This is a genomic window from Mitsuaria sp. CC2 (assembly GCF_048957715.1).
GTDB lineage: Bacteria > Pseudomonadota > Gammaproteobacteria > Burkholderiales > Burkholderiaceae_C > Roseateles.
On the sequence record NZ_JARVXN010000031.1, the window covers coordinates 60,653 to 83,220 of the forward strand.

22 protein-coding genes are annotated in these 22,568 nt (G+C 69.2%); 12 read left to right on the plus strand and 10 right to left on the minus strand.

The window, feature by feature from the left end:
* Positions 1–17: 17 nt before the first annotated feature.
* The 3 genes from PV762_RS20720 to PV762_RS20730 form a co-directional block, all read right to left on the minus strand.
* Complete coding sequence (locus PV762_RS20720) at positions 18–530, minus strand: hypothetical protein (RefSeq protein WP_421036892.1); 513 nt, start codon at positions 528–530, stop codon at positions 18–20.
* A 179-nt stretch (positions 531–709) separates the two neighbouring features.
* Positions 710–2,395: a hypothetical protein gene (locus tag PV762_RS20725; RefSeq protein ID WP_421036893.1), complete on the minus strand. Its 1,686-nt coding sequence runs from the start codon at positions 2,393–2,395 to the stop codon at positions 710–712.
* Between the two features lie 20 nt (positions 2,396–2,415).
* Complete coding sequence (locus PV762_RS20730) at positions 2,416–3,651, minus strand: SPFH domain-containing protein (protein ID WP_421036894.1); 1,236 nt, start codon at positions 3,649–3,651, stop codon at positions 2,416–2,418.
* Positions 3,652–3,828: 177 nt separating this feature from the next.
* Here PV762_RS20730 and PV762_RS20735 point away from each other — a divergent pair, with 177 nt between their 5' ends.
* From PV762_RS20735 to ypfH, 4 genes are read left to right on the plus strand one after another with little or no spacing between them, the layout of a single operon-like run.
* The gene (locus tag PV762_RS20735) at positions 3,829–4,527 is read left to right on the plus strand and encodes a response regulator (protein WP_421037005.1); all 699 of its coding nucleotides are present in this window, start codon (positions 3,829–3,831) and stop codon (positions 4,525–4,527) included.
* Between the two features lie 37 nt (positions 4,528–4,564).
* Entirely contained in the window at positions 4,565–6,724 is a 2,160-nt protein-coding gene (locus PV762_RS20740; protein ID WP_421036895.1) for an ATP-binding protein, read from the plus strand.
* A gap of 59 nt (positions 6,725–6,783) precedes the next feature.
* Positions 6,784–7,122: a thioredoxin family protein gene (locus PV762_RS20745; RefSeq protein ID WP_421036896.1), complete on the plus strand. Its 339-nt coding sequence runs from the start codon at positions 6,784–6,786 to the stop codon at positions 7,120–7,122.
* A gap of 15 nt (positions 7,123–7,137) precedes the next feature.
* Positions 7,138–7,839, plus strand: coding sequence for an esterase (gene ypfH, locus PV762_RS20750; protein WP_421036897.1), 702 nt, complete (start codon positions 7,138–7,140; stop codon positions 7,837–7,839).
* A gap of 33 nt (positions 7,840–7,872) precedes the next feature.
* On the opposite strand, the gene PV762_RS20755 is transcribed toward ypfH, so the two are convergent.
* Positions 7,873–9,627, minus strand: coding sequence for a M14 family metallopeptidase (locus PV762_RS20755; RefSeq protein WP_421036898.1), 1,755 nt, complete (start codon positions 9,625–9,627; stop codon positions 7,873–7,875).
* A 217-nt stretch (positions 9,628–9,844) separates the two neighbouring features.
* Here PV762_RS20755 and ribA point away from each other — a divergent pair, with 217 nt between their 5' ends.
* From ribA to trhA, 3 genes are all read left to right on the plus strand, one after another.
* Positions 9,845–10,468: a GTP cyclohydrolase II gene (gene ribA, locus PV762_RS20760; protein ID WP_331614064.1), complete on the plus strand. Its 624-nt coding sequence runs from the start codon at positions 9,845–9,847 to the stop codon at positions 10,466–10,468.
* On the plus strand, positions 10,465–10,734 hold the full coding sequence (locus PV762_RS20765; RefSeq protein ID WP_421036899.1) for a hypothetical protein: 270 nt from the start codon (positions 10,465–10,467) through the stop codon (positions 10,732–10,734). The genes ribA and PV762_RS20765 overlap by 4 nt, the downstream gene beginning before the upstream one ends.
* 155 nt (positions 10,735–10,889) lie before the next feature.
* Positions 10,890–11,486 carry a PAQR family membrane homeostasis protein TrhA gene (trhA, locus tag PV762_RS20770; protein ID WP_421036900.1) on the plus strand — a complete coding sequence of 199 codons (597 nt, stop codon included), beginning with the start codon at positions 10,890–10,892 and terminating at the stop codon, positions 11,484–11,486.
* Positions 11,487–11,658: 172 nt separating this feature from the next.
* On the opposite strand, the gene PV762_RS20775 is transcribed toward trhA, so the two are convergent.
* Positions 11,659–12,549, minus strand: coding sequence for a LysR family transcriptional regulator (locus PV762_RS20775; RefSeq protein ID WP_421036901.1), 891 nt, complete (start codon positions 12,547–12,549; stop codon positions 11,659–11,661).
* A 77-nt stretch (positions 12,550–12,626) separates the two neighbouring features.
* On the opposite strand from PV762_RS20775, the gene msuE reads away from it, so the two are divergent.
* The 4 genes from msuE to PV762_RS20795 all read left to right on the plus strand — a co-directional run bounded on the left by msuE (position 12,627) and on the right by PV762_RS20795 (position 16,067).
* Positions 12,627–13,208, plus strand: coding sequence for an FMN reductase (gene msuE, locus PV762_RS20780; RefSeq protein WP_421036902.1), 582 nt, complete (start codon positions 12,627–12,629; stop codon positions 13,206–13,208).
* Positions 13,209–13,253: 45 nt separating this feature from the next.
* Positions 13,254–14,249, plus strand: a complete 996-nt coding sequence (locus tag PV762_RS20785) for a DUF1852 domain-containing protein (RefSeq protein WP_421036903.1) — start codon at positions 13,254–13,256, stop codon at positions 14,247–14,249.
* A gap of 92 nt (positions 14,250–14,341) precedes the next feature.
* A complete protein-coding gene (locus PV762_RS20790) occupies positions 14,342–15,367 on the plus strand; it encodes a methionine synthase (RefSeq protein ID WP_421036904.1) in 1,026 nt (341 codons plus the stop codon).
* Positions 15,368–15,419: 52 nt separating this feature from the next.
* The gene (locus PV762_RS20795; RefSeq protein WP_421036905.1) at positions 15,420–16,067 is read left to right on the plus strand and encodes an MBL fold metallo-hydrolase; all 648 of its coding nucleotides are present in this window, start codon (positions 15,420–15,422) and stop codon (positions 16,065–16,067) included.
* A 19-nt stretch (positions 16,068–16,086) separates the two neighbouring features.
* Here PV762_RS20795 and PV762_RS20800 read toward each other — a convergent pair whose 3' ends face one another.
* Both PV762_RS20800 and PV762_RS20805 read right to left on the minus strand, forming a co-directional pair.
* The gene (locus PV762_RS20800; protein ID WP_421036906.1) at positions 16,087–17,688 is read right to left on the minus strand and encodes a hybrid sensor histidine kinase/response regulator; all 1,602 of its coding nucleotides are present in this window, start codon (positions 17,686–17,688) and stop codon (positions 16,087–16,089) included.
* 131 nt (positions 17,689–17,819) lie between these two features.
* Positions 17,820–18,779 (minus strand): M48 family metallopeptidase, encoded by a 960-nt coding sequence (locus tag PV762_RS20805; RefSeq protein ID WP_421036907.1) that lies wholly within the window; start codon positions 18,777–18,779, stop codon positions 17,820–17,822.
* 35 nt (positions 18,780–18,814) lie between these two features.
* On the opposite strand from PV762_RS20805, the gene PV762_RS20810 reads away from it, so the two are divergent.
* Positions 18,815–19,342 (plus strand): flavin reductase family protein, encoded by a 528-nt coding sequence (locus PV762_RS20810; protein ID WP_421036908.1) that lies wholly within the window; start codon positions 18,815–18,817, stop codon positions 19,340–19,342.
* 307 nt (positions 19,343–19,649) lie between these two features.
* Here PV762_RS20810 and PV762_RS20815 read toward each other — a convergent pair whose 3' ends face one another.
* The 3 genes from PV762_RS20815 to PV762_RS20825 are packed head-to-tail and all read right to left on the minus strand — an operon-like array spanning position 19,650 to position 22,503.
* The gene (locus tag PV762_RS20815; RefSeq protein ID WP_421036909.1) at positions 19,650–21,122 is read right to left on the minus strand and encodes a hypothetical protein; all 1,473 of its coding nucleotides are present in this window, start codon (positions 21,120–21,122) and stop codon (positions 19,650–19,652) included.
* 20 nt (positions 21,123–21,142) lie between these two features.
* A complete protein-coding gene (locus PV762_RS20820; RefSeq protein WP_421036910.1) occupies positions 21,143–22,105 on the minus strand; it encodes an ABC transporter ATP-binding protein in 963 nt (320 codons plus the stop codon).
* Positions 22,102–22,503: a GntR family transcriptional regulator gene (locus PV762_RS20825; protein WP_421036911.1), complete on the minus strand. Its 402-nt coding sequence runs from the start codon at positions 22,501–22,503 to the stop codon at positions 22,102–22,104. Before PV762_RS20825 ends, PV762_RS20820 begins: the two co-directional genes overlap by 4 nt.
* Positions 22,504–22,568 lie beyond the last annotated feature (65 nt).

Below are 22,568 nucleotides of genomic sequence, written 5' to 3' on the forward strand. Positions count from 1 at the left end.
CAGTCATCGTGTAGCCCTCACCTCACCAGATGCCGGTCCTCGAATCGACCGGGCCATACTCGAACAAAGGCGATTAGCCACAGACGATCAATCGCAGGAACGGTCGTGTAAAGCGCCTCAAAGGCTTCGATCTCGGGATGGGGATACTCGGAGTCCAGTGCGTAGCCAAAGAGCGTGAACTGCAGGCTCAAGTTGTGCTCCTCGGGATCCTGGATCACGCGGACGCTGATCTGCCGGTCCCCCGCGCATCGCGCAAGCTCCCGATCGACAACCCAGAAGTCCTCACGCAGCAGATGCGGATGCTTCTGCGCATACCACTCGAGGATGTCCTCGTAGTCCTCCGTCCCGCGAAGCGCCTGGAGGTCGTACGGCCACTCGCCGGGCGAGCAAGGGTTCATCCACGGCCGGTAGAGGTACGGCTTCTGGCTCTTGCTGTACACCCACACTGGTCGTCCGGGCTCAAGGAACTCCGGCACTGGCGCCAGCGCGGCCTCCTCGGGCTCGTCTTCGAATTCGATTCGCTGCAACATCGTTTCTGCCTTTCTGCCACCGACCTCATGTCGATGCGATGTACGCATTCTCGAAATCGAATCCCTTTCTGCCATGACTCAAAGTTGTGGGCGGCGGGGGGTCTGAAGAGGGCCCACTTTCGAGGGAATGGGGCACCTCTTCTGAGCTCGCCGCGGCGCCATGCGAAATGGCGCAGCCTTCACCTTGCGCTCAGGCTGGTGCCCTTCCAATCCGCCGCCTGCCAGCGCTGGAACGCACCGAGCATCGTCACGTCGCCGGCCTGGCGCCTGGTCTCCAGCGAGTCGAGGTCGACCAGTTCGTAGCTGCGCTTGTAGCGGCCTTCGGCGCGGGACTCGCGCGCGACCAGCAGCTCCTTGCCGCCGGGCACCCAGCCGGCGAATTCCGCGTAGCCGAGGCCGGGCTGCGCGGCCACCGGCGGCAGCACCGACACCTTCCAGCCCTGCGACGTTCGGCGCAGCAGCCAGAGTTCGCGCCAACCGTCCGCCGGCACCGAGGCGATCGAGATCGCCGTGCCCTCGCGGTTGATCCGCGCCGAGGCCGTCATCACCAGACCCCAAGCGCAGTGGCGCAGCAGCGGTGGATTGCCTTCCCGCGCGCCGTTCATCGTGAGCGTCAGGCAGGTCTCGCCCGGCTGGCCGGCAGCGACGTTCAGCTTCACCGCGCCGAGGATCTGCTCCGGCGCACCCGCGGGCAGCGCGGCCCAGCGCATCGCGTTGCCGCGCATGGCGGCGTCGTTGTAGCTGGGCTGGTCGTCGTCCGACAGCTCGGCCGGCACGACGCGGGCAAAGGCCTCCAGCGCGCGGCGCGACGCCGCCGACGACACATCGACCTGCAGCTGCCCCGGCACCGAGGCCGTCGCAGACGTCGAGCCGGTGAACACGTTGGACACGGTGGAGGTGGCCACCGTCGCACGACGGGCACGGATGAACGCCAGGCTGCTCCACACGCCCGCCTGGCGCATCAGCACGCGGTTGCGCCAATGCGTCGCCAGCGCCGGATCGCGCAGGTCGACCTTGTCGAGCACGTCCGCGCGCCACTGGTCCATCTGCTCGCGCTGCGGCGGCGTCGCGACCGGGTCCAGGCAGTCGACGCGCGTCAGCGCCAGCGCGGCGCGCGCCTTCTGCTCCGACGTCGACGCCGGCATCGCCAGCACGCGGCGGAACGCGTCGCCTTCGTAGCAGAGCTGCATCGCGCCGGCCTCGCGCTCCAGCGTTCGGAAGCGCAGGCCGTAACGCGCGGCGACGTCGAGCTGCGCGGCGACCTGCGTCTCTGCGGCTGTCGGAGCGACGGTCGCGCCGTCCGGACGGGACTGCGCGCGCGAGGCGCGATCGGCCAGACGCTCGGCCAGCGTGCCCATCGCGTCGAGCGCCTCGGCGCCGTCCGCGCCGTTCATCTGCGTCGCGCTCGCCGACTGCACATAGGCGGCGGCCAGGCCCAGGCCGAGCGACTCCGAGCCCGGCTGCTGGCGCACGACACGCAGCGCGGCCAGCAACGCGTCCGGTTGGGCGGCCGGGCCGTTGAGCGGCAGCAGCGCGGTCTTGCGGACGAAGCCGCCGCGTTCGCGGCGGTAGTCGTAGACCTGGAAGTGGTCGGGGCGCTCGCCGCGGATCTCCAGCGCCTCGCCGCGCCAGAGTTGCGCCTGCGCCGGCGACGAGTCCTTCGCCGCCGCGCGCATGGCGACGTTGTCCTGCACCACCAGCGCGGTGCGCGGTGCCGCGTCGTCCGGCGAGACGCGCTTGATCGGCGGCTTCGGGGCCGTGTCCTCTGCTGTGGCATTGATTGCGGCGTTGGCCGAGTGGACACACAGCAGCTGGACGGCGACGGCGGCGATGGCAGCGGCCATCACGAGTTTCATGCGGCACATGGCGTTCTCCTTTCCGGTCTTCATTGCGCGGACTGTTCCTGGGTCGACGGCGCGGCAGGCTCGGACTTCGTCCCCAGCAGCGTCTTGCCGATGAATCCCCCGTCCGACGGGGGCGGCGCGATGATCACCTGCACCTTGTCGGAGAGCTTGTCGGCCATGGCCTTCTGGATCAGCAGCGGATGGCGGCTCAGCAGCGCACCCTCGGCGGCCATCTGGTCGACCGCGACCTTGCCGATGCGCGTCTGGCGATAGGCCTCGGCGTCGGCCAGCTTCTCGCGCGCCTTGGCCTCGCCCTCGGCTTCGATGCCGCGCGCCTGCGCGTTGCCTTCGGCCATGCGGACCCGCGCGACGCGCTCGGCCTCGGCTTCCAGCTGGCGCTGCTCGACCTGACGCTGCTTGAACGGCAGCACGTGCTTCATCGCTTCTTCCTGGCCCTTGGCCGCGATGACCTGCTCACGCGCCGCGGCTTCCGCCGAGGTCTCGCGACGGACCTTCTCGGCGGCGGCCTCCAGCTCGGTCTGCTTGACCTGCTTCTCCTTGAGCTCCAGCGTGTAGCGCATCTTCTCGCTGGCCAAGCCCTCGGACAGCAGGTTCTCCAGGCCGGCGCGGTACTCCTGCGGCAGATCGACGTTGCCGATCTCCAGCCCGCGCAGCACGATGCCGTCCAGCGCCAGCTTGCGGCGCAGCTCCGACTCCAGCGCGGCCTGGATGGGACCGCGTTGCGTCGAGAAGATCTCGCGCACCGTGTGCGTCGCGATCTGGCGGTAGACGATGCCTTGAAGCGCAGGGGCGATCACGTCGCCCTCGATGTCGTCGGGCAGCGAGGCGGCCAGTTGCGCCAGACGCGTCGGGTCGACGGTCCAGCGCACCGTCAGGTCCAGGCCCAGCGAGAGGCCTTCGAGCGACTGCAGCGGCGCTTCGCCGTCGGCACGGGCGAAACGGTCCGGGTGATAGCTGCGGTCGCGCACCGGCAGGTCGCGGACGTCGTGCAGGCCGGGAATCTGGAGCATGGAACCGGAGCGGGCCTCGGTCACGCCGCCGGTCAGCACGTTGGTGCGCAGGCTGACGTTGCCGCGCGGCACTTCATGCACCGGCGGGTGCGTCACCAGCAACGCCACCGCGCCGGCCACGGCGGTCAGGCCGGCCAGCCAGGGCAGGCAGCGGACGACGCCGGCGCCGGCGCCGCGGGGGACACCGGGCAGCCGAGCCTTGAGCCGCGCGGCGGCATTGCGGATCGATTGCAGGCGGTCGTTCATGAGGTCCTCCGGGGTTCCCGTGATTCGGGTGTTGGGATGTCGCTCATGGTCCGCAAAGGCCCCGGAAGCCTCAATGCGGGCGTCGGCGGGTCCCTTCACGGTCCGGAAGAAACCCTCACAGGGCGGGCGTGCCGGAGGGCACGGGGGTGCCGATAATCCGGCGCCATGGCCATCCCCATGCACAAGGTCGCCGTCATCGAGGACGACCGCCCCACCAGCGAGCAGCTCACCGGCTGGATCCGCGCCGCGCGGCCCGAGCTGCAGGTCGATCAGTGGTTCGACCGCGACGCCGCCGAGGCCGCGCTGGCGCGTGAGCGCTACGACATGGTCGTGCTCGACATCGAGCTCGGTCGCGAGCGCAACGCCGGCATCGCGCTGATCAACGAGATCAACAAGCTGAACGCCGGCACGCCGGTGCTGGTCGTGTCGGCGATGCCGGCGGCCATCTACCGCGGGATCATGAAGGCGCTGGACGCCTGGGACTACCTGCAGAAGACCAGCTTCGACGAGGCCGAGTTCATCGACACCTTCCTCGACATCCTGCGCGCGGCCCGCGCCCGGGAAGCCGCCGGGCCGGTGCCGGTCGCGCCCGACGCGCTGCAGCTGGATCCGCTCTGGCAGCGCAGCCCGCTGTGGAAGGGCCAGCGCATCAACCTGCCCCTGACGGCGCAGCGCATCCTCGCCACGCTTTACCAGCGCGCGCCGCAGGTCGTGTCGTACGAGGAGCTCTACGACGTCGTCAAGAGCGGCCGCACCCGCGACAACGTCCGCAAGCACGTGTCGACGCTGCGCGAGGCGCTGAAGGAAGTCGATCCGACCTTCGACGCGATCGAGAACGTGCCGATGCGGGGGTTCCGGTGGTCGGGGCCGCGGTGAGCGTCGGGAGCGTCGGGAGCGTCGGAATGGGCGCCGCATGAGGCTCGGACCGGTCGAGCTGCCCGCGCTGGTCGTGCCGCGCCTGGGCCTGGCGGCGTTCCGACGTCGCGCGGTGGTTCACCTGGCCTTCCTGCTGCTGGCACTGGCGACAGTCGGCCTGGTGCTGACCGTGCTGACCGACCAGAAGGAGCGCGCCTACCAGCGCTACGCGCAAGGCTTCCGCCAATCGCTGTCCGAGATCGTGCTGCAGCTGCGCCATCCGAGCGGGCAGCTGGCGCTGCTCAATCCGACCATGGGCGCGGGCGACCGCGACGGCCAGGCGCCGGTGCTGCTGCCGTTCTCGGCCATCGACTTCGACGACCAGAACAAGGCGCAGCGCGCCGTGGAGATGGCCGGCTGCGGCCTGCGATGGCCCGACGGCTCGAGCCTGTGCGCCGCCGTCGGCGCGAACGCCTATGCGGGCGGTTTCCTGTACCTGGTCGGCAGCCTGGAAAGCGGCCCGCTGGCCGGCCGGGAGCACGGCGCGCTGGACCTGGGCGGCGTGCACCGCGCGCGCGTGACCGTGAAGGCGCGCGGCGGCACGCAGACCTGGATCGCGCCGTTCGAGGGCGCCGCCTCGGCGGACGGGACACAGCGCGGCCGGCTGACCGGTTTCCCCGGCGCGGGGCCGCAGTTGCCCGGCAAGGCGCGGCCGGTGCGCGAGTTCCGCGGCTGGCTCTGGCGCGAGGGGCCGTGCGCCGAAGGCAGCCGCGGGCCGGACTGCGCGCGGCGCACCTTCTATTCGATCCGGCTGCCTGTGGAAGCATTCCAGGATGCGCTCTTCGACGACGCCGGCCGTCGCGCACGGCCGGTGTGGCCGCCGGCGGACCTGGACCAGATGCGCGTCCGGGTGGAGCTGCTCGCGCCGGCGGAGCCCCCCGTCGAGTCGGCATCGCTGTTCGACAGCGCCCGACCCGGCGCGTCGCTCGCGCTGTCGCTGGACAAGATCGGCGCGTCGCTGCAGCCGGGCGAGACGCTGCGCATCGAGCGTCTGGGCCAGCAGTCGACGACGCTCGCCGAGCGTCGCGGGCCGGAGTTGCCGGAGCGCGCGCTCCCCTGGCTGATCCACGTGATGCGGCGCTTGCCGGTGCAGGGCGAGATCCTGGGCGTGGGCGCCGGCACGGACGCGGCCGAGATCCGCTGGCTGACCGCGAACGACGAGGTGGCCACGCCGAGCGGCCGCTACCGGCTCGACCTGCGCGGCGACCTGCGCAGCCTCGACCGCCAGCTGGCACTGGAGGCGCGCCCGCTGGCGTGGCTGGCGGCGGCGATGCTGGCCGCGGTCGGGCTGGCGTGGCTGATGGTGGAGCTGGGGCTGATCCGGGGCATCGCGGTGCTGACGAAGCGCGCGGCCGCCGTCTCCTACAACATGCAGGACGCCCGCGCGGAGCAGCGCATCGGCGAGCTCGACGTGGCCGACCTGCGCGGTCGCGACGAACTGGGGATCCTCGCCGGCAGCCTGGCCGACGCGCTGACCCGCGTGAAGGACGGCCTGCGCCGCGAGCAGCTGCGGGCCGAACGCGAGCGCGAGATGTGGCATGCGGTGGGCCACGAGATCATGTCGCCGCTGCAGTCGCTGATGGTGCTGCACGGCGCGGGCGACGATCCCAGCCATCGCTACGTGCAGCGGATGCAGCAGGCGGTGAAGGTGCTCTATGGCAGCGCGCCGCCGAGCGAGGCGCTGGCTTCGGCCGACCTGCACACGGAGGCGCTGGATCTGGCGGCCTTCTGCCGCGAGGTGGCCGCGAACGCGCATTACGCCGGCATCGATCACGTGAGCTTCGACACCGCGCTGCCCGAACCGCAGCCCGTCCACGCCGAGGCCTATGCGCTGGAGGACGCCGTCACCCACGTGCTGCGCAACGCTGACCGTTACCGGCCCGAAGGCACGCCCATTGCCATCACCCTGGCAGCGGGCGGGCCGGGTGTCGTGCTGCTGCGGATCCGCAACCAGGGCCCGCACATCGAAGGCCCCATGCTGGAACAGATCTTCGAATACGGCGTCTCCGACACCGCCCCGCAGGTCAACGGGGAACGCCGAGGCCAGGGGCTCTTCGTCGCGAAGACCTACCTGGCGAAGATGGATGGCAGCATCCGGGCATTCAATGTGCCGGACGGGGTGGTGTTCGAGATGAGCCTGCGCCGCGCGGCGGCGTGACCGACGTGACCGGCGCGGTCGGGGCAGCCCGCGGAGCCTGCAGATCAAGGAGTTTTTCCATGCCGATGAATCCCCATTACGCGCTGACCGAGCCGATCCGCGACGCCGTCGACACGCTGTCGAAGGAACATCCGCTGCTGGTGGAGTTCGGCGCCTCCTGGTGCCCCATCTGCGAGTCCGCGCAGCCGCTGCTGGAGCAGGCTTTCGAAGGCCGCCACGCGATGGTCCAGCACATCAAGGTCGAGGACGGCAAGGGCCAGGCACTGGGGCGCTCCTTCAAGGTGAAGCTCTGGCCGACGCTGATCTTCATGCGCGACGGGCAGGAGGTGGAGCGCCTGGTCAGGCCCACGAACGCCGCGGATATCCGGGCCGCGCTGGAGCGCATCGACACCACGTGACGGACAATCGGGCCCATGACCCAAGCCCATGTGCTGCTCCCCAAGGACGGAGCTCCCGATCTGCTGTTCGTGCTGCTGCACGGTGCCGGCGCCGACGCCGAGCAGATGCGCCCGCTCGCCGAGGCGCTGCATCGCCAGTACCCGCTGGCCGCGCTGGTGCTGCTGGAGGGCTTCGAGCCCTTCGACGCGATCCCGGGCGGCGGCGCCGGCTTCCAGTGGTATTCCGAGCAAGGCGACGACGCGCTCAAGGCCCTCCGTCTGAACGCGGCCGTGCCGACGCTGGTCGCACTGGTGCGCGGCTGGGCGGAGAAACTCGGTCTGGCGTGGGGACGGGTGGCGCTGGGCGGGTTCTCGCAGGGCGCGATCCTGGCGCTGGAAGCGCTGCAGCAGGAAGAGCAGCTGGCCGGGCGCGTGCTCGCCTTCGGCGGGGCGTTTGCGTACTGGCCGCAGCATGCGCCGAAGGATGTCTCCATCCATCTGCTGCACGGCAAGGACGACGGCGAACTGCCCTACCCGGCGCTGTTGAACGCGGCACGCGAGCTGATGTCGCTCGGCGCGGACATCACGGCGGATGTGCTCCCGAACGTCGGTCATGAACTGCATCCGGCGCTCATCGAGCGCGCGATGGAGCAGCTGCGGACGTTCATTCCCGCCCGTCTCTGGCGCGAAGCGGTCCTCGCCGCGGCTGAGCAGGACAAGAACGAGCCGAGGCACTGACCCGACCCTCACCCCTACCCTCTCCCGCAGTGCTCAGTCCAACGTGACTTCGGTTCTCACGGTGCCCGCCCGATCCGCCCACGCGACCAGGCTGATCCGCGTTCCCTTCGGCGCTCTCACCGTCCACTCGCCGTAGGCGCGATCGCCGGTGATGTCCCGCTCGGGCAGGAACGCGAGCTGCGTCTGCTTCGGCGCATGCCCTTCCAGCTGGGGACCTTCCATCCGCGGCTTGCCGCTCACCAGCCCGACCTCGGGATCCACCGGCAGGAAGATCTCGAACATCACCCCGCGCGTCTGCTTGCGCGCCAGCGCCTGCTTGGTGACGTAGGCCGGCAGCCAGCCGCTGTTGCCCACGGCCATCCGCACGCGCCATGTATCCGGTCCCAGCGCGCGCACCTCCGTGCGCAGCAGCTCCAGCCTCGGCAGGCTCAGCGCGATCTGGTTCATCCACGCCGGGAAGCGCGCCGCCTCCCGCTCGCGCAGATGCGGCGGCGGATTTCTCCAGAAGTTCATCTTGTCCCAGCCGCCGATCTCCACCGGCCCCAGCTGCGGATGCATGAACGAGGTCCACTCGACATGCGCCTTCCCGTCGCAGTGCTCGTCGCTCCACTTCAGCAGCTTGAGGTCGTCGTCCACCGGATGGTCGCGGAACCAGTCGATCCACTTGTAGCCGGTGATGCCCGCCTCCTTGTTGGGCGACCAGAGCTCCACCACCCAGAACAGGGCGCCCAGGTGCTCGTACACCCAGTCCTGCGTCCCGGTGATCACTTCCTTGGGGTGGTACTTGAACTCGTGCCAGATGCTCACCGCCGGGTAGCCGGTGTGCTGCTCCCCGAGCTTGGAGAAGCGCTGGAAGGCCCAGAGGTCCTCCGGCGGCATCTCGTCGTCACTGCGCGTGCCGCAGGGTCGCAGGATCACGCCGCTGTGCGTGTGGAAGCTGATCGCCGCGCCGATGTTGGGATGGCCGACCATGAAGTCCACCATCGCGCGCACCTCGGGCTCGCTGGTCGGGTACGGACCGGCGCCGACCTGTTCGAACTCCTGCCGCCAGCCGGCCGGGAAGTTGCGGTTCAGGTCCAGGCCTTCGCTGTCGCGGTTGACCTTGATGCTGAAGCCGTCGTGGTTGATGACCAGTCCCTCGGGCATCAGGCGGTAGTACTCGCCGCCGAACTCGCCGGGCTGGCGCGGCACCATCAGCCGCGGGTCGTCCGCATGCTTCTTGTAGCCGCCGTGCGGGTCGGGGACGCGCATCGTCAGGATGCGTCCGTCGCCGTCGATGTCCTCGACGCTGAGTCCCTCGACCGGTTCCTCGTCGAACGGATACGGACGCGTCGACGAACGGATATGGCGCGGCCGGTCCGCCAGCGCGAGCTCGGCGCCGTCCGGATTCAGGCGCGGCACCATGTAGATGGTGCGCGTGTCCAGCAGGTGGGTGACCTGCGGGTCGGTGCCGTACTTGCTCAGCAGCTCGTGCAGGTAGTACAGGCAGGTGGTGCAGGCGGTCAGCTCGGCGGCGTGGATGTTGCCGTCGACCCAGAAGGCCGGCTTCTCGACGTCGACGCCGGTCGCCGTGTTGGTCAGGATCAGTACCCAGATCTCGCGGCCCTCGAAGCTCTTGCCGAGGGAGCGCACCGACAGCAGGTTGGGACAGGCCTGCGCGTAACTGAACAGCAGTTGCGTCAGCGCGTCGTAGCGCGGGAACTCGTCGAAGCGCGGGGTGGGCAGGGTCGCCATCGATGGAGGCGAGGAATCCGGCGCGGGCGCGGCGGCGGGCGGGAGAGCGGTCATGGGCGTCCCAGGGGCGGTGTCGGTGCGGCCGATTTTGCATGCCCAGGCCACCGCGACCGAGAGGGCTCTCCACCTCGGGACAGCGCGTTTTCCCTGAGACGGGTTAAATTGCTGGACTTGCACGGACGCGCCGTCGACTCGACGGGCGCGCATCGCACGACATGAACGAACGACACCACCCGGCGGTCCGCGAAGGCGCCGAGGCGAAGCTGGAGAGATGGCTGTGAATCACTGCGAGAAGATCCCGTTGGGGACGCAAGGGGCGACCGAGTGGGAAGTGGTGCACCTGCCGTCGACGCTGGGCGACTTCCAGGCGCGGGCCTTCCGCAGCCCGGCGACGGGCTCGGAGCATCTGGTGCTGTCGGTCGGTCCGCTGCAGGAGCGCGGCGGCCTGCTGCGCGTGCACAGCGAATGCCTGACGGGCGACGTCTTCCAGTCGCTGCGCTGCGACTGCGGCCCGCAGCTGCAGGGCGCGCTGGACCTGCTGAAGGACGAAGGCGGCATCGTCATCTACATGCGCGGTCATGAAGGCCGCGGCATCGGCCTGGTCGAGAAGCTGCGCGCCTACGCGCTGCAGGAAGCCGGCGTCGACACCATCGACGCCAACCTGCGCCTGGGCCATGCCGAGGACGAACGCGACTACGCCGACGCCATCGACATCCTGTGCCTGCTGGGCGTGAAGAGCGTCCGGCTGATCACCAACAACCCGCAGAAGCGCGACGCGCTGGTCGAAGGCGGCGTCGAGGTCGAGGCGCTGGTGCCGCTGCGCATCGCGGCGAACCCGCACAACGAGCGCTACCTCGAGACCAAGCGCAAGCGGATGGGGCACTATTTGGAGTGACGAAGCTCCTGCACGCTTCACCGGCCGCGGGCTTCGACGAGCCCTACGTGCTGATGGCCGCGTGCCACGAGCGCATGACGCGCACGCTGACCCTGCTCGAACGCATCGGGGCGCATGTGGCCGCACAGGGCTGCAATACGCAGGCGAGGGACGCGGCGAAGGACGTTCTGCGTTACTTCACCATCGCCGCGCCGCTGCATCACGAGGACGAGGAACTGCACGTCAGAACGCCTATGCCGCCGTCTGGCGCTTCCGCGATGGGCTGATGGTCGAGTTGCGGGCGTTCGTGATTCCGACCTGAACGGCGGGCGACAACGGGCGTCGACCGGGCGGCAACGGAGGAGACGTACGCCCGTCACATGAACTGGCTAGGCTGGGTCCTCCCTTCCCGCTGAAAGCAGCGATGTACCCAGGCGAACGCTTGAACGCCGGCACCCACCTTCTGGGTCTGCTGGCCGCCCTCCCCGCGGTCGCATGGCTGGCGAAAGAGGCGCTGGCCACGGGCAGCGGGCGGCGCTTCGCCGTCGTCTGCGTCTTCGGCGCGGCGCTCATCGCGCTGTTCGCGGCCTCCACGCTCTGCCACAGCACCCGTGGTCGACAGCAAGGTCTATGGACCCGCCTGGACCACTGCGCGATCTTCCTGCTGATCGCCGGGACGATGACGCCCTTCGCCGTCCTGACCGGCGACGGCTGGTGGCGCTGGGTCGCGTTGGCGACCGTCTGGCTCGTGGCGCTGTGGGGCATCCGACGCACCGTGTGGGGCAACATCGAACGACCCATGCTCAAGGTGTACCTGGCGCTCGGCTGGCTCGCCACCATGGTGTGCGTCCCCGCGCTGCAGCAGCTGCCGGCGGCCTGCGTCACGCTGTTCATCGCCGGCGCCGGCGCGTATACCGTCGGGACCTACTTCTTCGCCAATCCGCGCTGCAGCCGCCACGCCCACGGCATCTGGCACCTGTTCGTCGTCGCCGGCAGCGGATGCCACTTCGGCGCGGTCGCGCACTGCGTGCTCGTCTGAGAATTGATTCACGGGTCAGCCGGACGCGCCCGACGGCCTGCTCGTGGGCAGCCAGTATTCCGGGCGCTACGCGACCACCGGAGGCTACGTTACCAACGACATCAACGACGGCACGCTGACCTTCAGCGAGAGGTACTGACCGTGGGACCGGGGCCGTGAGCGCGACCGGGGGTCAGGTGGCGATCGGCTGGCGGGCCAGGTCGATGAAGGCTCTCACGTAGTCGATGGCGACCTCCGCCTCGCGGGCCCCCAGGAAGATCTGCTTGGGGATGCCGCGCGGCCCCAGCCGCACCGGGACCACGTCCATCCTGGCCGCGTATTCGTCGACCAGCCAGCGCGGCAGCGCGGCCACGCCGCGGCCGCTGGCCACCATCTGCACCATGATGTCCGTGGTCTCGATGGCCTTGTGACGCCGCGGCGTGACGCCGGCCGGCAGCAGGAACTGGCTGTAGATGTCCAGCCGCTCGATGTCCACGGGGTAGCTGATCAGCACCTCCTGCGTCAGCTGCTGAGGCTTGACGTAGCTCGCCGACGCCAGCGCATGGCCCTTGGCCACGACCAGCACCTGCTCGTAATCGAACACCGGCACGAAGCTCAGTCCCGGCTTGAACAGCGGGTCAGGCGTGACCAGCAGGTCGATCTCGTAGCCGAAGAGCGCGCCGATGCCGCCGAACTGGAACTTCTGCTTCACGTCCACATCCACGTCGGGCCAGGCGGCGAGATACGGCGAGACCACCTTCAGCAGCCACTGATAGCACGGGTGGCACTCCATCCCGATGCGCAGCGCGCCGCGCTCGCCCTGCGCGAACTGGCCCAGGCGCTCCTCGGCCAGATCCAGCTGCGGCAGCACCCGGTTCGCCACGGCCAGCAGGTACTGGCCGGCCTGCGTCAGACGCAGGTTGCGGCCTTCTCGCCACCAGATGTCGGTGCCGAGCTGCTGCTCCAGCTTCTTCATGCTGTGGCTCAGGGCCGACTGGGTCAGATGCAGCACGCCAGCGGCGGCCGTCAAGGACCCCTGCTTCTCGACCTGCTGAACGATGCTGAGGTGGATACGTTCCAGCATTCAGATGAGCCGTTTTCATGGATTGGTGAGAATTGACCATTTTACGTCATGGTCACCGCTGTCTAGCATCCGCCTCCATGACACGTCCTCTCCGCCTCGTCGCCGTCTCTGGCGGAATGCAGCGCCCCTCCCGGTCGGCCGCCCTCGCAGAACACCTGCTGAGCCTGATCGCCGAACAGGTCCCCGGCGAACAGCACCTGATCGAACTGGGTCCGCTGGCACCGCACTTCGCCGGCTCGGTCTGGCGCTCCCAGGTGCCCGTCGCCGTGGAGCGGGCGCTGCTCGCGGTCGAGCAGGCAGACGTCCTCGTGGTGGCGACGCCGGTCTTCCGCGGCGCCTACACGGGCCTGTTCAAACACTTCTTCGACTTCATCGACCAGGACGCCCTGATCGACAAGCCGGTGCTGCTGGCCGCCACCGGCGGCAGCGATCGCCATGCCCTGGTGATCGACCACCAGTTGCGGCCGCTGTTCAGCTTCTTCCAAGCGCGCGCCCTGCCGCTGGGCGTGTACGCGACCGACAAGGATTTCGTCGACCACCGCCCGCGCGACGAGGCCCTGCTTGAGCGGGCCGCCCTGGCGGTCCGACGGGCCCTGCCGCTGATCGACCTGACGCGCCCCGTCACGCCCCCTCAGGCCGAGGACATGGCGGTGGCCTGACACCGCGATCGACTCGTCTCCCGGAAACCCGCTCACGCCATTGCCATGACCGAAGCCTTCGCCTTCCGCCTCAAGAGCCTCCGCTTCGATGAGGACTATCAGCCGTCGGACAGCACGCGCATCACGACCAACTTCGCCAATCTGGCGCGTGGCGAGAGTCGGCGCCAGAACCTGCGCAACACGCTGCGCATGATCGACAACCGCTTCAACGACCTGGCGTCCTGGGACAACCCGACGCGTGACCGCTACACGGTCGAGCTCGAGATCATCTCCGTCGAGATGACCATCGAGCACCAGGGCAGCGATGCGGCATTCCCGTTGATCGAGATCCTCAAGCCCACCATCCTCGACAGGAGGACCGGCCAGCGCTTCGACGGCATCGTGGGGAACAACTTCTCCTCCTACGTGCGCGACTACGACTTCAGCGTCCTGCTCCCTGCGTACAACGCGGACCGCCCGGAATTCGGACTGCCCGAAGGCTTCGGCGACCTGCACGGCAAGTTGTTCAAGCAGTTTGCGGGTTCCGACGCCTACCAGGCGCGGTTCGACAAGTCGCCGGTGATCTGCATCAGTGCCTCGACCAGCAAGACCTATCGACGGACGGGGAACGTTCACCCCGTGCTGGGCGTCGAATACCAGCAGAGCGAGCCGTCGTCGACGGATCAGTACTTCGCGAAGATGGGGATGCAGGTCCGGTTCTTCATGCCGCCGAATGGCGTGGCCCCGCTGGCGTTCTACTTCTTCGGCGACTTGCTGGGCGACTACTCGAGCCTGGAACTGATCGGGACCATCAGCACGATGGAGACGTTCCAGAAGATCTACCGCCCCGAGATCTACAACGCCAATTCGGCCGCCGGTCATTTCTACCAGCCGAGCCTGAAGCATCAGGACTATTCGCTGACGCAGATCGTCTACGACCGGGAAGAGCGCAGCCAGCTGGCCGTCAAGCAGGGGAAATTCGCGGAGGAGCAGTTCATCAAGCCCTACCGGCACGTCCTCGACCAATGGGCGGCTGAAGCCGCGCTCCAGCCCACCGCTTGAAGCCGCCGAGTCACCCACCGACTCACCCACCGAATCCGAATGAATGGCGGGATCACTCGCCGCACCCGTCTTCGCCCGAAAGGAAATCCCTGATGTTTGAAACCTCCATCGCCGGCAGCCTGCCCAAACCCGCCTGGCTGGCCGAAACCAACAAGCTCTGGCCTCAATGGCGGGCTGAAGGCGATGCGCTCCGTCAGGCCAAGGCCGATGCGACCCTGCTGTGGATCAAGGCCCAGGAAGACGCCGGCCTGGACATCGTGTGCGACGGCGAGCAGTCGCGACAGCATTTCGTGCACGGCTTCCTCGAACAGGTCGACGGCATCGACTTCGAGAACAAGGTGAAGATGGGCATCCGCGACAACCGCTACGACGCGATGGTGCCGCAGGTGGTGTCGGCGTTGCGCCTGAAGGGGCGCGTGCATGCCTTCGAGGCGCAGCTGGCGCGGGCGCACACGAAGAAGAAGCTGAAGTTCACCCTGCCCGGCCCGATGACCATCGTCGACACCGTGGCGGACCGCTTCTACGGCGACAAGGTCAAGCTGGCCTTCGCCTTCGCCGAACTGCTCAACCAGGAGGCGCTGGCGCTTCAGGCCGATGGCGTCGACATCATCCAGTTCGATGAGCCCGCCTTCAATGTCTACATGAAGGACGCCGCCGATTGGGGCGTGCAGGCGCTCGAACGCGCGGCGCAGGGCCTCACCTGCACGACGGCCGTGCACATCTGCTACGGCTACGGCATCAAGGCCAACACGGACTGGAAGAGCACCCTGGGCGATGAATGGCGCCAGTACGAGACGGTGTTCCCCGCGCTCGCGCGCAGCCGCATCGACCAGGTGAGCCTGGAATGCATCCACTCCCATGTGCCGCCCGACCTGATGAAGCTGCTGGCCGGCAAGGACGTGATGGTCGGCGTGATCGACGTGGCCAGCGACGTCGTCGAAACCCCCGAGGAGGTGGCCGACACCATCGGCCGCGCGCTGGCCTTCGTGCCGAAGGAACGCCTGTTCCCGTGCACGAACTGCGGCCTGGCCCCCATGGGACGCGACGTGGCGTGGCGCAAGCTGCAGGCGCTGGCGGAGGGCACGAGGCTGGCGAAGGAGCGGCTCGGCAAGGCATGACGGCCGCCCGGTCGTCGCATCTGATAATCGGGTCGAGCTTTCGTATCGACCCATGCCCCTCCGCGACCAGACCGTCCCCGTCACCCCCTTCCGCCAGAACTGCTCCATCGTCTGGTGCGACGTCACGCGCGAAGCCGCGATCGTCGATCCGGGCGGCGAGATCCCGCGCCTGCTCGCCGAGGTCGACCGCCTCGGTCTGACGTTGAAGGCGATCTGGCTGACCCACGCGCACATCGATCACGCGGGCGGCACCGGCGAGCTCGCGCGGATGCGCGATCTGCCCATCATCGGGCCGCATCAGGGCGACCAGTTCTGGATCGACGGACTGCCGCAGCAGTCCGCGATGTTCGGCTTCCCGCCGGCGGAGATGTTCACGCCCACGCGCTGGCTCGAGGACGGCGACACCGTGCAGATCGGCCACGAGACGCTGACCGTGCGCCACTGCCCCGGCCACACGCCCGGCCATGTCGTCTTCCACTCCGCGAGCGCCAAACGCTGCTTCGTCGGCGACGTGCTGTTCGCCGGCAGCATCGGCCGCACGGACTTCCCCGGCGGCGACCACGCCGCGCTGATCCGCTCCATCAACGAGCGCCTGTGGCCCATGGGCGACGACACCGTCTTCGTCCCCGGCCACGGTCCCGAGAGCAGCTTCGGCGAAGAACGCCGCACGAATCCCTTCGTCGGCGGGCGCTGGGGCTGACAACGGCTGCCGCTGCGCATCAGAGCGGCGACAGGCCCGTGTCCAGGAAGCGCGACTCCGGGAAGCCGCGCAACGCGAGCGCGGCCAGTTCGACCAGCTCCTCGAAGCTGCGCTCCTTCTGCAGCACCGCCACGCCGCCCATGCGATCGGCCGCGTCGGTCAGCTCGTCGCCGATGTAGCCCGTGGTGACGATCACCGGCACCGTCGGCAGGGTCTCGCGCACCGCCACCGCCAGCTCCAGCCCGTTCATGCCGGGCATGTTGAAGTCGGTGATCAGCAGCTGCACCGGCACCCCGCCGCTCTCGATGTCGGCCAGGCACGCGGTCGGGTCCTCGTAGGTGCGCACGTCGTAGCCCGCCTTCTTCAACAGCGCCTCGACCATCATCAGCACGATGGGATCGTCGTCGACGTAGAGCACATGCTCGCCCAGCCCCGGATCGGCCACCTTCGCCAGGGCCGCCGTGTCGAGGCTGGCCGTCTCGTTGCCCACCACCGGCAGGTAGATGGAGAACACCGTGCCCATCCCCGGCCGCGACTTCACGTCGATCGCACCGCCGTGCGAGTGCACGATGCCGTGCACGATGTGCAGCCCCAGCCCCGTGCCCTGGCCGCGCGGCTTGGTGGTGAAGAAGGGTTCGAACAGGCGCTTCGCGACGTCTTCCTCCATCCCGTGACCGTCGTCCCGGACGCTGAGTTCCGCGTAATCCGTCGGGGCCACGCGGCCGATCGCGAAGGCATGCGGCACGTCGAAGTGCACCGCGCGCAGCGCCACATGCAGCTGCCCGTGGCCGCCCGGCATCGCCTGCCAGGCGTTCGTGCAAAGGTTGAGGACCACCTGCTGCACCTCCGCCGGATCGACCGTCGCGACGCAGTCGTCGCCGTGCAGGTCCACCGTCAGCATCACCGAGGCCGGCAGCGTCGAGCGCAGCAGCTGGATGCTGTCCTCCACCAGCGGGCGCAGCTTGTGCTTGGACAGCTCATGGCTGCTGCCGCGCGCGTACGCCAGGATGCGCTGCACGATGTCGCGGGCGCGGTCGCCGGCCCGCTTGATCTGCTGCATGTGGCCGCGCAGCGGCGAGGACGCCGGCAGCTCGTCGAGCATCATCCCCGCGTGGCCCAGGATGGCCGCCAGGATGTTGTTGAAGTCGTGCGCCACGCCGCCGGCCAGCGTGCCCAGCGACTCCATCCGCTGGATGCGCACCAGCTTCTCTTCGAAATCGACCCGCGTCAGTTCGTCCGCCTTGCGCATCGTGATGTCGATGAACAGCACCACGAGGCCGTGCTCGCAGGGGAAGGCGCGACACTCGAACCACTTGCTCAGGCGGGCGTTGAATTCCTCGTAGATGTGGGCGGCGCGCGATTGCATCGCCGATCGCGCCTCCACGTCGAAGCGCTCGCCCATCGCGCCGGACAGCGTGGACCAGTAGTCCCTGCCGATGAGGGCCTCGCGCTGGCGGCCGCTGGCGCGCTCGAAGGCCACATTGACGAACTCGATGGTCCAGTCGTGCTCGAGCAGGATCACCGCGTCGGTGACGTAGTCGAGCGCCGCCCCGACGTGCGCGACGCCTTCCTCGGGTGCGGGGCTTGCACCCGAGCCGTGCGGTGGCTCCTGACCCGGCATGTGGACCCTCAGGTGGACGAGGCCAAGTGTGGACCTCGTGGGCGGCCTCGGCAATCGCTGTGCCAGCACCTAACCGTAGGGAAGCCCCATGACATCGACCTTTCGAGCCATCGGGGCCCGAAAGGCGGCGATCAGGACTTGGCCGGCGCCGGCGGCTGGAAGCGCTGCTCCGGCCTGGGCGCGCGGGCGTACAGGTTCTGGACGCGGGGCAGCGTGCGCTCCATGTCGCGGATCCGTGTCGGGCCGGACGGGTGCGTGGACAGGAACTGCGGCGGCGCGCCCTTGCTCGCCTGTCCCATCTTTTCCCACAGCGTGATACCGGCGCGCGGGTCGTAACCGGCGCGGGCCGCGAGCTCCATGCCGACCAGGTCGGCCTCGCTCTCGTCCTCGCGGCTGAAGGTCAGCGACAGCAGCTGCCCGCCGATGTTGGCCACGCCCCGGCCGAGGTCGCCGAGCCCGAAGATCGCCGCGCCCAGCTGGATCGCGCCGTTGGTCGCCATGTTCTTGCCCATGCGTTCGCGGGCGTGTTCGCGCAGCGCGTGGGCCATCTCGTGACCCATGATCATCGCGACCTCGTCGTCGCTCAGCTGCAGTTGCTGGAGGATCCCGTAATAGAACGCGATCTTGCCGCCCGGCATGCAGAACGCGTTGAGCTCCTTGCTGCCGATCAGGTTCACTTCCCAGCGCCACTGCCGGGCGCGGTCGTTCCAGGTCCCGGTGAACGGGATGATCCGCTGCGCGATCGCGCGCAGGCGCACCACCTGCGCGTAGTTGGCCGGCGCCAGCGCCTTCTGCGCCTGGGCCTGCTGCATCATCTGCGCGTACTGCTTCTGGGCGGCGGCCTCGACCTGCTCGGCCGAGATGAGCTTGGTGAAACGGCTCTGCTTGCCGACGTCGACGCCGTCCTGCGCCCAGGCGGGCGCCAGCGCCAGCGCGCCGCCGGTGGCGATCAGGCCGGTGAACAGGCGTCGCGCGGGGTGGCGCGGCGTGCCTTCCTTGCCGCAACGAAGGCAATCGCATCGACCGAAGCCGTCAGCGGGCGCCGAGGGGAGGTGGACATCGGCGTCGGTGGAGAAATCTGTATCAACCATGGCGGGATTCTAGGCAGGCGACAATCCTGGTCATCATGTCCCAGTCGCCACTGATCACGCCGTCTCCGACCTGCGCCACCTCGCCGCTCGACCCGCAGGCCTTCCGCGCGGCGCTCGGCATGTTCGCCACCGGCGTCACCATCGTGACCGCGCGGGCGGAAGACGGCACCCTGGTCGGCCTGACGGCCAACTCGTTCAACTCAGTGTCGCTGTCGCCGCCGCTGGTGCTGTGGAGCCTGGCGCGCCGGGCCGGCTCGATGCCGGTGTTCAGCCGCGGCTCGCACTACGCGATCAACATCCTGGCGGCCGACCAGAAGGAACTGGCGCAACGCTTCGCCACGCGCGACATCGACCGCTTCGCCGGCGTGCGTTTCCGCGAGGGCTGCGGCGGCGCGCCGGTGCTGGAAGGCTGCGCGGCGGTCTTCGAATGCGCGAACCGCAGCCAGTACGAGGAAGGCGACCACGTCATCTTCGTCGGCGAGGTCGAGGCCTGCACCCAGGCCGAACTCGCGCAGCCGCTGATCTTCCACGGCGGCCGGTATTACACGGAGCTGCCGATCTGAGCCGAAAGAGATCTACGCGGGAATGAACAAGCCTTCGCCGGCCTGATCGAGGAGGCGGACGGGGCGGTTTCGCCTGATTACCGCGGCGAACTGCTGCCGAAGCGCGAGCGTGCTGAGGGCATTCGGCTCAGCGACGTGCGCGCCAGGCCAACCGCTTCTTCCGCACCTACCTTCCAGTAGTTGCGATAGCTGTCCAATCGTGGCTTGGAAACGGTCTGTTCGAATACGCTGGCTGGAGGATGCATCCCGCCCCTGTCTCAGGACATCACGGTGGGCGTAAAACCCCGCCACGTCTACGTCGGAAGACTCAGTCTCCGGCGTGCCGACCCACCGGCCAGAACGGCGCCATGCGGCGCACCGCGCGCCAGCGCCAGAACCCCAGGGCCACGGTCAGCGGTGCGCTGACGGCCAGGATGTGCCAGGGCGTCAGGTCGAAGAGCCGCTGGCCCGCCACACCCATCCCCATCGCCAGCATCATGCCCAGCATCATGGTGACCGACTGCGCCGCGCCCGGCTCACGTTGGCGCGACCAGTCCACCCACAGCAGCAGGCCGCCCGGCACCGCGGTGGCCGCGAAGTACAGGCCCATGACCGGCAGGTCGCCTGGCCATTCGCCGGGAACGAGGGCCATCATCAGCAGGAGCGTGACTGCGCCGAAGCCCAGCACGGCGAAGAACTGCTTCAGCAGCCGTCGCGCCATCACGCGGTTCATCGCCTCGCCGCGCGGCATGCCCGGCACCAGCACCAGCAGGGACTGCTCGGCGCGGGTGCGATAGAGCGACGTGGTCGCGCCCAGCATCGGGCCGAACAGCGCGCACATCACCCCGAGCGAACTCCCCGGCAGCGCGCCTTGCAGGACCTTCGTCGCCCGCGACTCCGGCAACCAGAACAACGCCGCGAATTCCGCGATCAGCAGCAGCAGGAAGACGAAGGCGGCAGCGCTCAGGATGGACGACCAATGCGCGCCGCGCATGGCGGCGGTCTCGGCGCGCGCGAGCACGCTGTCAACCGTCGGCTGGGCCGTGCGCAGCAGATGCTCGCGCCAGGCCGGCATCCCCCACGTGAACGGCTTGGCGAGCACGCGACCGAGTCGGGTCCGCGGCGGACAGGCACTGGCGGCGCCCTTCATCGCGAACATGTCCCGAAGCTGGCGCGTCGCGCGGAAGTAGCGACGATGCGCCGCGCCGCCGTCCTGCAGCAGACACCACACCAGGGCGGTCATCGCGAGCATGCACACGGCCGCCTGCGACAGCGGCTGCTGCGCGTACCAGTCGCGCATCAGGGCCTTCACGTCGCGCCAGAGAACCAGGTCGGGGAACAACGGACCGACGAACCACGGAACGACCCAGACGACGAACCAGGCCCACGGCCAGCGCAGCGGGATGCCGAAGCAGACCATCGCGGCGCCCGCGATCATCGTGAACATCAGGAAGTGGCCGAACACCGCGTGCATCAACAACCCGTCCGCCACGGCGAGCACGAGGAACAGGGCGACTGCCACCTGGCGCAGCTGGCGCACATGCCCGGGCACGAGGCGCGCCGCGTCGGGATGGTTCTGCGCCGTCAGCGAGCTGCCGCAGACCCACCACGCGAACTGCAGCAGGACCGCAGTCGAGATGCAGAACGCCCCCCCGGCCGCAGAGGCGGACTTGATCGAGGCCAGTCCCGTGACGGCGGCCAGCGGCAGCAGCAACCACCAGATGCGCCGCAGCGACCGGCCGATCGCGCGCAGCACGGCGGCGTGGCCGCCGATGCCGGGCGACGGGAGCACGGTGCGCATGGCGCCATGCATGGCGGCGTTCACTGCGTCAGCTCCAGGAAGAGGTCTTCGAGGCTGAGCGCCTCGCAGCGCATCGCGGCGTCACCCTGCGGCAGCCGTCCGTCGGGGAACCGCACCAGCCAGCGCGGCCGTTCGCCGAGATCGCGCCGGCCCAGCACCTGGCCGCCGTGCGCGTCGACCGCGGCCTGCAACCGGCCCACCGGGCCGGACAGCAGGCGGATCTCCTCCGCAAGCGCATCCTGCGGCGCATGCAGCGCGATGCGGCCGCGGCTCAGGAATGCGACGTTGAAGGCCACGCGCTCCAGGTCGGACAGGATGTGCGTCGAGAACAGCACCGTCGTGCCGCGGTCCAGCACCTGGTCGACCAGCTCGCGCAGGAAGTCGCGCCGTCCCGCGGCGTCGAGGCTGGCGACGGGCTCGTCGAGCACGAGCAGATCGGGCTCGTGCGCGAGCGCGCGGATGATGGACAGCCGTTGCTGCTGCCCCTGCGAAAGCTGCCCGACGCGCCGGTCGCGCGGAATCTCCCAGCGCGACATCAGCCCGTCGACCTTGGCGTCGTTCCAGCGCGGATAGAAGCTGCGGAAGTAGCGCAGCAGATCGCCGGCGCTGAAGTCCTCGAACAGCGCCGACTGCTGCGGCACATAGCCCAGCCGCGCGCGCAGTGCGTCGTCGGGTATCAGCGCCGGCTGGCCGAAGAGGCGCACCTCGCCGGCTTGCGGCTCGCGCAGGCCCAGCAGCGTTTCCAGCAGGGTGGTCTTGCCGGCGCCGTTGCGGCCCAGCAGCCCGACGACCTGCCCCGGCGCCAGCGTCCAGTCCAGGTTCGCGAGCACGCCCGGTTGGCCCTTGAAGTCGACGCGCAGACCGCTCGCGCTCACCGGCGGCGCGTCGAGCGCGCCATCGGCCAGCGACCGGCTCTGCGCCGGGCTGATCGGCATCGTGTGATCGAGCGTCTCGTGCAGTGTCTGCGTCAGCGTGTGCGTCATCGCATCTCTCCCTGGTCCTCGAGCAGCGCCTTGAACAGCGCCAGCACCTGATCCGGCGGCAGCTCCAGCTGTCGCGCCTCGGCGGCGGCCTTCTCCAGCGCCGGGCGCAGCAGCTCCACGCGGCCGCGCGTCTTCATCGCCTTCTGATGCTGGGCCGCCACCACCATCGGCAAGCCGCGGCGGCGCTCCACCAGCCCCTCGGCCTCCATCAGCCCGAAGGCCTTGGAGACGGTCATCGGATTCACCGCCAGCGCCTGCGCCAGTTCGCGCACCGAGGGGATCTCCTCGCCCGCCACCAGCTGCCCGCTGGCGATGCGGCGGCGCAGCTGTTCCACCAGCTGGCGGTAGATCGGCTCGGAGGAGCCCGGGTTGATGCTGAAGAGAAGGTCGGCGTCCATCGGCGTGCAGGCGCCGACGGCATCGTCAGCGTGTATCAGTACAGTAATACAGCATCGATATGAAA